The organism is Halalkalibacter akibai JCM 9157 (assembly GCF_000513135.1).
Lineage (GTDB): Bacteria > Bacillota > Bacilli > Bacillales > Bacillaceae_D > Halalkalibacter > Halalkalibacter akibai.
In genome coordinates this window covers 1-7,547 of sequence record NZ_BAUV01000090.1, presented here as the reverse complement: position 1 = coordinate 7,547, position 7,547 = coordinate 1, and the positions used below count along the sequence as shown (strand labels likewise).

11 protein-coding genes are annotated in these 7,547 nt (G+C 33.0%); 3 read left to right on the top strand and 8 right to left on the bottom strand.

All coding sequences use genetic code 11. The features are described from left to right. Nucleotides 1-64: 64 nt before the first annotated feature. The 3 genes from JCM9157_RS22390 to JCM9157_RS22385 all read right to left on the bottom strand — a co-directional run bounded on the left by JCM9157_RS22390 (nt 65) and on the right by JCM9157_RS22385 (nt 1,283). Nucleotides 65-619: a DUF5412 family protein gene (locus JCM9157_RS22390; protein ID WP_035668581.1), complete on the bottom strand. Its 555-nt coding sequence runs from the start codon at nt 617-619 to the stop codon at nt 65-67. A 139-nt stretch (nt 620-758) separates the two neighbouring features. Continuing rightward, nucleotides 759-881 (bottom strand): hypothetical protein, encoded by a 123-nt coding sequence (locus tag JCM9157_RS25865; protein ID WP_268870972.1) that lies wholly within the window; start codon nt 879-881, stop codon nt 759-761. Nucleotides 882-923: 42 nt separating this feature from the next. After that, complete coding sequence (locus JCM9157_RS22385; protein WP_035668579.1) at nt 924-1,283, bottom strand: hypothetical protein; 360 nt, start codon at nt 1,281-1,283, stop codon at nt 924-926. 877 nt (nt 1,284-2,160) lie between these two features. Between JCM9157_RS22385 and JCM9157_RS22380 the strand changes: the two genes are divergently transcribed. The 3 genes from JCM9157_RS22380 to JCM9157_RS22375 all read left to right on the top strand — a co-directional run bounded on the left by JCM9157_RS22380 (nt 2,161) and on the right by JCM9157_RS22375 (nt 3,676). Then, the gene (locus JCM9157_RS22380) at nt 2,161-2,910 is read left to right on the top strand and encodes a hypothetical protein (protein WP_035668577.1); all 750 of its coding nucleotides are present in this window, start codon (nt 2,161-2,163) and stop codon (nt 2,908-2,910) included. A 28-nt stretch (nt 2,911-2,938) separates the two neighbouring features. Beyond that, nucleotides 2,939-3,082: a hypothetical protein gene (locus JCM9157_RS24795; protein WP_156321517.1), complete on the top strand. Its 144-nt coding sequence runs from the start codon at nt 2,939-2,941 to the stop codon at nt 3,080-3,082. 123 nt (nt 3,083-3,205) lie between these two features. Continuing rightward, nucleotides 3,206-3,676, top strand: a complete 471-nt coding sequence (locus tag JCM9157_RS22375; RefSeq protein WP_035668575.1) for a Holliday junction resolvase RecU — start codon at nt 3,206-3,208, stop codon at nt 3,674-3,676. An 87-nt stretch (nt 3,677-3,763) separates the two neighbouring features. Here JCM9157_RS22375 and JCM9157_RS22370 read toward each other — a convergent pair whose 3' ends face one another. From JCM9157_RS22370 to JCM9157_RS22345, 5 genes are all read right to left on the bottom strand, one after another. Further along, nucleotides 3,764-4,081, bottom strand: coding sequence for a hypothetical protein (locus JCM9157_RS22370; RefSeq protein ID WP_035668573.1), 318 nt, complete (start codon nt 4,079-4,081; stop codon nt 3,764-3,766). Between the two features lie 121 nt (nt 4,082-4,202). Further along, nucleotides 4,203-5,159 (bottom strand): PD-(D/E)XK nuclease family protein, encoded by a 957-nt coding sequence (locus tag JCM9157_RS22365; RefSeq protein WP_035668570.1) that lies wholly within the window; start codon nt 5,157-5,159, stop codon nt 4,203-4,205. Nucleotides 5,160-5,171: 12 nt separating this feature from the next. After that, on the bottom strand, nt 5,172-5,369 hold the full coding sequence (locus tag JCM9157_RS22360; RefSeq protein WP_035668568.1) for a hypothetical protein: 198 nt from the start codon (nt 5,367-5,369) through the stop codon (nt 5,172-5,174). A gap of 858 nt (nt 5,370-6,227) precedes the next feature. Beyond that, entirely contained in the window at nt 6,228-6,476 is a 249-nt protein-coding gene (locus JCM9157_RS22350; protein WP_148296949.1) for a hypothetical protein, read from the bottom strand. Between the two features lie 177 nt (nt 6,477-6,653). Then, nucleotides 6,654-7,274 (bottom strand): hypothetical protein, encoded by a 621-nt coding sequence (locus JCM9157_RS22345; protein ID WP_052013322.1) that lies wholly within the window; start codon nt 7,272-7,274, stop codon nt 6,654-6,656. Between the last annotated feature and the right edge of the window lie 273 nt (nt 7,275-7,547).

Sequence of the window (7,547 nt, the reverse complement as noted above, 5' to 3'; positions counted from 1 at the left end):
CTTCAATAAGAGAAAGGCGATAACCTTTATTAAGCTATCGCCCCCGTTACTTTAATATGAGCTATTAGTTTTGATAGCAAGTTTCATACTCATCTTTCATTAGCCAACTTTGACAAGCTAAACCTCTATCGTGATAAATCTCTTTTTCAATATCCAATTGAATACTTCTATTTGAGCTTGGGTACTCTGGTTCTTCATTTAAAATATATAATGTATTTTCATCTTGCCATTTCATAGAAAAGTTACTTTTCGCATCACTATAATAAACAGTCTTAATCTTATTATCATCCTCATGATAAGTAATTTCTACCCATAAATTAACTCCACCAGCGGCACCACCATATGTCGTATAATAGGCATTAGCAGTATATATTCCTGTTGGAGAATTCACTGGTCCTTTATAAAATTCACCATCATTATTATTGAATGTAAAAAAATATTTATTATATCCAACTTGTGTTGTAACCACAACAATTCCTATCAACGTTGCAATCAACAGTTTCTTAGGAAATGGTTTCTTTTTAATAAAGAAGAGAAATAAGTTAAGACAAAAAACACAAAATACGACAACTGTAACGAACAAAATGAAAAGTCCAAATAAGTTTAAAAAAACAATCATAGTTCCTCCTTTGTTTCTTTCAGTAACCTGCTTCGTTAGTTGAAAAGTATTTATCCATCTTAATAACTCACCTGTTACTTTGATTACAAGATTTACATATAACTACAAACACTACATTCTTCAATCCCATTACTTATAGTTAGGATTCCTTCTCCACCACAACAGGAGCATCGCCTAAATTCGCTCCTTGGTAGGTGTTTGTTATAAACAACGCTATTTTTAGATTCATTTGTATAGACACCCTTTTCATCTTAATTTTCATTGTAAGCTAACTCCTTATTTTTCATTGGTGGAAACTCTAATATCAATTACATTTCATTTGATTTACAATAGCCTGTAACCCTGTCAAATTCCCTTTATTTAACGTTGAGTAATAATCTATGTGTTTCTGCACAGCCGTTAAAGCCTTTTTATATGTAGTCTCACCAAAGTCATTCCTAATGCTTTCAAGAAGAAATTTATTGGTTTCATTATTAAATGATCGCTTATATCCTTCTCCTTTCATCATAGCTAAAAATATTGTAATAAAAGCCTGTGCGGAACCCTCACTCATTCCTGTAACTCTATTAATCTCTACTTTACCTTCACTTCTCGTCAGTTTTTCATAGTAAACCTTCTTTGCTATCTCGTAAGCACCTTTGCTCATTTCCAACGTAATCTTCATAACTACCTCCTCAATTAAATTTTTATAGTTATAATTTAACACAAAAAATGGTAACTGAGTCTTAGCAAATTTTACGGCTAAACACTTACTGTTAATAGTCGATGGTTATACATGGTTACAATTTGGATTGGCTCTCTAAAGGATATGTCATATTTAATGTAATTCGAGGCGAACGCAACGTATCCTATTTATCTAACTCTTCCTTTATTTGAAGACTTGTCATGCTACACAATCTTAACAAGAAGAAGATTACCTTACTCAGCGTACCATCTATCCAAATACAAAGTGGCTGAGCATTTCTAAGAATATAGTTATCTCGGTTATGTTTCATTCAATGAATGGCAACCCCATATACTACTACAACTAACTAATTTGCTAAATGTAAACAGTCAAATGTATCGTTTATAGAGACTGTTGACAATTGTCAAATCAGTTCATTTTAAGTTCTATGGAAATTGTAATGCACCAATGACAGCTCTTAAACAACTAAAAGTTGTTCAATTAGAAGAGGGGTTTTACTTGTATTAAGAAATATTCAATAGGGTTTGCAAAGGAGAGTACGCATATATGTCTATAAGACATACAGATGGAAATTGCAATATCAAAAATACAAAAAAGAGATAGTAAGTAATCTCATTTGAAGATGTAAATTAGCTCTAAGAGTTTTTGATCAGTTAATATATAAGAGATTATTGTTCCGTCTTCCAATAACATTTGAACTTACAGCCACAAGGATTACAGTGTAATGCCTTATTTACTTTTTTATTTCCATCTCAAACAACATAGAACCGTTTTGCTATTCTATCTCCTCCTGGATTCGCTTATGATTAACATAACAAGTTTCATTCCCTCTACACTTCCAAAGGAGAACCTCTATATGACTTACGAAATGCTCTTAGAACGTCTTAACAATACCCCTATCAAAATCAACCCAAACCTTCTTAATATCTGCATTAAAAACTGTAAATCTACGATTGAAAATGCCGAAGAATTCATTCGTAATGAAATGATCTCAAAGGGAGTCAAGGCAAACACTAACTTCATGTCTGATTCATCAATCATTAACTACTGCAATAAATTTCTAATAAGTAGATATAATCATAACAAGCCTTACACTCTTGAAGACAAAGCGAGGATAAATCTCAATCATTTAGCTGAGCATTTTCAAGGAGAATCTTTTGTTATTGCTTATATCGAATATCGAAAATGGCTACTTTTAAAGAAGAAGTATGAAGCTATTCTCCAACACGAAAGAGATGGCTCTATTCAGCCTAAATTCGCTATCAATTCGGTCGGAAACGTCTACACCTCTAAACCCTCTCTAACACTTCCCCATCAGTTTCTCAACTCTATTTTCGATTGTAAATCTCACCATTTTAATACCATTGAAGAAGCAATGACTGCTATGGATAATGCAAAAGAGAGTTCTGAAATTATTACAGTCATCAATAAAACCGTCTACTATCGGAACGAAAACTATGAAAAGGAGAAAGAAATAGATAGACAAGCATTTATTAAGCAAGTAGAAGATGGCGTAAACGATAACCTTCTACTCTTCCTGTTTGAAGAGTGGGAGTATGAACTCGAATTCTATAATTTAAACCACCTACCTGAACTTCACTCTTAAAATTTATATTTATAAAACGGAGGACACTATGAACGATAAAGGAAAAGCATTTCAAGAAGCTCAACAAAAGCAGATTCAGACTGCGGATCACCGAGCAAAAGAGCTAATGGAAATTATCAACAACTTAAAGTCTAAAGAGAAGAACAAGGTGCAATCAAATTCTAACTCTTAAAAACAGGGTAAGCCATCAATCACGAGGGCTTACTGTTTCTTATAATTTCTTACTTTCTGCATATAAGGTAAGATCACTTCTAAACAGAAAGGAGAACATTTTATAACCATAACACTATCATCTATGAAAAAAAGCAAGACCAATCATGGCAAGGTATTTGAGAAAGAATTCTTCAACAGCTCTCCCTCTGACATTTTTGTTCAGCGGTTAAAAGACGATACGATGAAGTTTAAAAATGTGCAGAATTGCTGTGATTTTATTGCATACAGCTACCCAAACATTTTTCTCTTTGAACTCAAAACCACGAAGCAAAAGTCCCTTCCGTTTTCAAACATCAGTCAATATCAAATAGACACCCTCAACACGCATAGTAAGTTATCTGGTGTGATAACAGGGTTTGTAATCAATTTCCGCTCACCAAACTATCAAACTCACTTCGTTCCTGCTGATAAAATCTATGATTTTTACTATAATAACTCTGGCGGCCGCAAAAGTTTTCCACTGGAATGGGTACAAGACAACGGCATTCTTTTACCCGCCACCTTGATCCGAACTCGCTACAAATTCGATCTAAGCCCAATCCTTTCTCCTTAAACTTACCCTCTACTCTGCTTATTTTACGGATGTTTCACCTCTTGCATTACTTTTCAATCCTGAGCTTTGGGAGTCAGTTTTATTCAATTACGAGTCTTTTAGAGTTCTTATGAGATTAATAATTCTCTCATTCTCTTTTGAAAGTTTGCTTCTATAGCCTTCGGGAAATTTCGTTATCCTTTTTGGCTTTCTTGGTTTGATACCCATTTCAGTCTGTTTCATCTCGGTTTTAATATCTTTTTCTTCTAACTCCTTATACCATTGAAAACCGTCTTCTAACTCTTCATCTGTTTTCGTTATCAATAATATTGATACCTCTGCGATGAGTTTCCTTGCTTCTTCCTTGGTGTAATTTAGTTTCTTGCATGCTAATAAAATATAACCAAGAATCGTTCTATCATTCATTTTCTTCATCCTCTCCCATATATTCAGGCACACATGAAACGCTGTTCTATTGAAACCTGGTTTCTTCAATTAAGGAAATCGCAGAACTCGCTACAAGTTTGACCCAAGCCCAATCCTCTCCTTAAACCTTGCCCTCTACTCTGCATAATTCTCGGAAGTTACATCTGTTACAACTCTTTTCATTGCTTGCCATAGGTAGTAACATTACATTATTTTCATCAATGCCACATTCCGTCTGTTCCTCCAAGAACTCTGTTATATTTTGATAGCTTGCTTTTATCAGGCCTTTAATTCTGTCCAAGTCACCCTCACATAATGGGTAGCTTCTCTTGTGTTTATTTTGCCTTGTGACGTATAGATACTCATTTTCAATCGAGAGATTATCAACATTAATTTTAAACACTTCTTTGTGATAAAGTGCGTAAATACAGAGTTGGTAGAAATCGTCAATCTGCTGATAATCCGAGGTTTTCCAGTCTACAATCGTCTTTTTACCCGTCAATGTATTTTCATAGGACAAATCAATCATGATGTTGATTTTCATTTCGTCATCTAAATACATAGAACGATGGCGTTCAGCTTGGTCATACTTTATTTCTTTTTTAGTAATTTCTTCCACAGTTGCACTTTGACAAAATGATTTAGTGCATTGATCCATCTTTTCCATTATGACTTCTATACGTTCGCCTGGAACTTGATTTTCATAATATATTTCTTTTAACATCTTACCGCCATTACTCTCACCATTTTTCCACTTATCACGCTTTCTAAGCGATTCCAAATACACACTATTTAAACCATTTTTCAACGCTTGATATATTTGCTCTGGATTGGGTTTTATGCCCATTTTAAATAGACGTTTAATCGCCTCGTATATAAGCTCATGCACCAAAATCCCAAATTCCATATCGATATTTGTTAGCTGATTCAGTAGATTAACCTTTTGCTCAAAAGCATTTGCATCCTTACGTCTTCCCGCATGTGCGACTTTATACATAAACAAAAATTGACGTTTGCAGTTAATGAACGTTTTATGCTTGCTCCATGACCATGCAAATTCTTTCTTTATTTTTAGCATGTCCTTTACCTCCTACTCCGACTTAGTAACAAGCGATATAGATAGTGCCACATGAAGTGGTGACTTAGTATCCCAATGATAGTCACACAAGAACCAATCACATTTTACATACTCGAATTTAGTTGCTTCCTCTTGACGATACCTCAGTTGTCCTTGCCCACATTCACATGCTCTTACGATCTCATTGTGTCGGTACTTTTTCTTTTTCATTTTTACTATTCTCCTTTCGGATAAAAGCCAATAATGTTGCTTAGATAACTGTATTAAAAAAGAAAAGACACTCTCCTCAATGGAAAGTGTCTGATTTTTTCAAATATATAGTTTTGGCGTTATACCTTCTGTTACCCATGGCTTTTACCTCTTTTTTATGGAATTTTTTGTATCATAACACAAGAACGTTAGTTCGTAAACATTTCTCTTTTTCATAACTTTGCTTTTATTTGTCATAGTTCAGATACATTACATATTCTCTATAATAACATCTGCACATTATCAAATAGTAATTACCTATTTATTATCTAAGCATTAGTTACTCATTACCAAATGAAAAGCTAATCTCTATCTATAAATACATTTATTTCCACAGACTAACCTACGGCTACATCAGTCTCCACTAACGCTTCCGTTTGTTGAACAAGAAATTCGACAGTTTGTTTATAAATTGAAAAATGTAATTATGCCCCAACCAAACAAGCAGACAAATATTATTAAGAATACAATGTCTTTGTTGTTTCTCTTTGTATTATAAAAAAGGAGCTTACAGACCGAGTAAATTACCCCTATAACCGTTCCTGTGAATACAACAATAAATCCAATCATTTTATCAGTTCCACTAACTTGTAATAAGAATACAAAAATAATAAATATTATACCAAATACCTTTTTAGTTTTTGAGTATTTACTATTATTGAAAATAACATCTTTAAGTTGTACGTTTTCCCCCATACAATCCCCTCTAATTCTTTAAATATTTCGTTCGTTTTACCATAACAAACCAATTGTCTTATTAAAGATTACTGCCACGTTAGAGCAATAAGAGCCTTTACCGACTAAGAACTTCTTCTAAAGTTAGAATAGGAAAAATGCTAATAAAAATCCAATTGCAAGCATCGTATCTACAATGAAATTTCCATCTTTTCTTTTAGAAAAATAGGTTTCAATTAGAGTTAGGAAAAAGGTAAAGAAGGCTAATAAGAATAAAATATTGATATTTAGACTGTTGTTATATACTCCTGCAACAACTAAATAAATAGCAATCATAGCAATGACAATCTTAATAATAGAAAAAGCCTTTCTCATTTCTATTTTAGTTTCCACTTCTTCCACCTCCGCACCACTTTATATAACCATAATAACAATTTACTCCTCAACTCTTCTGCTCGTTACTTGAATAACCATCTTTTAATTTTAACATTAATTTCCTTTTTTTGTTCAAAAAAATGCGTTCCTGCTTTATTGCAGAAACGCACTCCGTTATTTTAATAAGAAATACGATTACCCCCTTGAAATCGCACTCGTTAATTGATAAACAATACTGTTCATTTCTAAAGGATTTTTCTTTTTACTTGGATAATCAATTGAATTTGCTATCTCTACTAACATTTCAGAAGAGACCTTATCAGAAATTTTTTTATTTATACTAAGCCTGTATTGCCAATTATCTCTCTCAAAAACGAGAGCTTCAAACGACTCAGAGATGTTAATAAATTTAGCTTCATTTCCGTTCTTTAAAGTAAACAGTTTAACGACTCGCTTATCCTTGATTGGAATTTTGTGTTTAAGAGGTCTAACAGCTATTTCATATTGATTTTCAGGCGATTTATCATTTATAAATATCAACTCAAAAGAATCATTTATATCCCCATCTAAATCATTAAACCTTCCAAAATGATGAGTAAAATTTATAGGCGGAATCCTAAGAGGTAGTTTTAAACCTTGGTTAAAATGTTGTTCAAATTCTTTTACAGCTTCTTCAACAGTTTCATATCCAAATTCAGGATATGTTTCCTCTAAAGGTCGAGCCTCACTGATTGAATTTGCAGAAGCTGCTTCAATGTTCACCACCCCACAAAGCGAACTAAAAATAAGCATTACAAGTAAAATAATTTTCTTCAATTTACATCACCCTAAACTGTTATTTAGGGATTACCTTTACCTACTATAAAATAAATATTCATTTTCCACTAAGGGCTCAATAGTTGAAGAAAAATTGAAAACAGAAGCAACCACATATGACTGCTCCTGTTGTTAAAGTAATGCTCTCCGTTTGTTGAACAAGCAAGTTACAAATCGCAACTGTCATCCGTATTACTCTTCATCTTTTTATCATCAAAATACTTCCAAATATGGTATGTCAACCAAAATAAAGTTGGAAATATAATTATTATG